This is a genomic window from Aerococcus sp. L_32 (genome assembly GCF_050689315.1).
On the sequence record NZ_JBOEQF010000755.1, the window covers coordinates 1 to 878 of the forward strand.

Genomic DNA, 878 nt, shown 5'->3' on the forward strand with positions numbered 1-878 from the left:
ATATGCTTATGACCAATCAACAGTGCAATTATATAAAGAGAAAGCGTTGGAGACATTGGCGCGTATACCTGGATTAGAAAACCTTGAAAGTCAAATTGAAGTAGAACGTGTATTTACGCCTAATGATTTTGAATCCCACTATAATGCATACCGCGGGGCTACTTTTGGTTTGCAGCCAACCTTAATGCAAAGTAACCACTTCAGACCGCAAGCAAAAGCTGAAAATGTGTCCGGGTTATATTTCACAGGTTCCTCCACACATCCAGGTGCAGGGGTTCCTATAGTCATCGAGAGTGGCAAAATTTGCGCCGATGAGTTGATGTTAGATGACGAGGGTTAGAGTTAGAGAGGAAAGGGAGATTATGGCAAGAAATCGTTTGCTTAGCGCATCTTATAAAGCTTCTGAAAATACGATGGCAGAAGCATCAAAGAGCTTTTACCAGGCTTTCCGTTTGCTACCAAAAGAGACATTTGAAGGTGTTGCAGCTTTATACGCCTACAATCGATATGTAGATGATATTGCAGATAGCGGAGACCTTACACAAGAAGAAGCTCTGGGAAAGTTAGATGATTTAGAAGCACAAATTCTAAATATAGAAACGAGTGAAGAGGAACCATTTGCTTGGTGGTTGGCCTTCAAAGATACGGTATCTACCTATCAAGTGTCTACTGATGCTTTGTTGAAACAGATCCAAGGGCAACGAATGGATATTTTAGGCTACAAAGTAGTCGATATGGCCGATTTGGTTGCTTACGCTTCAAATGTTGCTGGGTCAGTAGGGGAAACGCTGCTACCCTTATTAGTTGATAAAGATACGCCTATAAGTGAAACACTGCGTCAAGCAGCTATAGATTTAGGTATTGGCATGCAATTAACC

The 878-nt window shown here is 41.5% G+C and carries 2 protein-coding genes; both read left to right on the top strand.

Going from position 1 to position 878, the window contains the following annotated elements; translation table 11 throughout:
• Positions 1-340 (top strand): FAD-dependent oxidoreductase (locus ACRCJ0_RS16230; RefSeq protein WP_431391199.1); only part of this gene is annotated, 340 nt, incomplete at its 5' end.
• Positions 341-362: 22 nt separating this feature from the next.
• A partial coding sequence (locus tag ACRCJ0_RS16235; RefSeq protein WP_431391200.1) for a phytoene/squalene synthase family protein occupies positions 363-878 on the top strand: 516 nt, incomplete at its 3' end.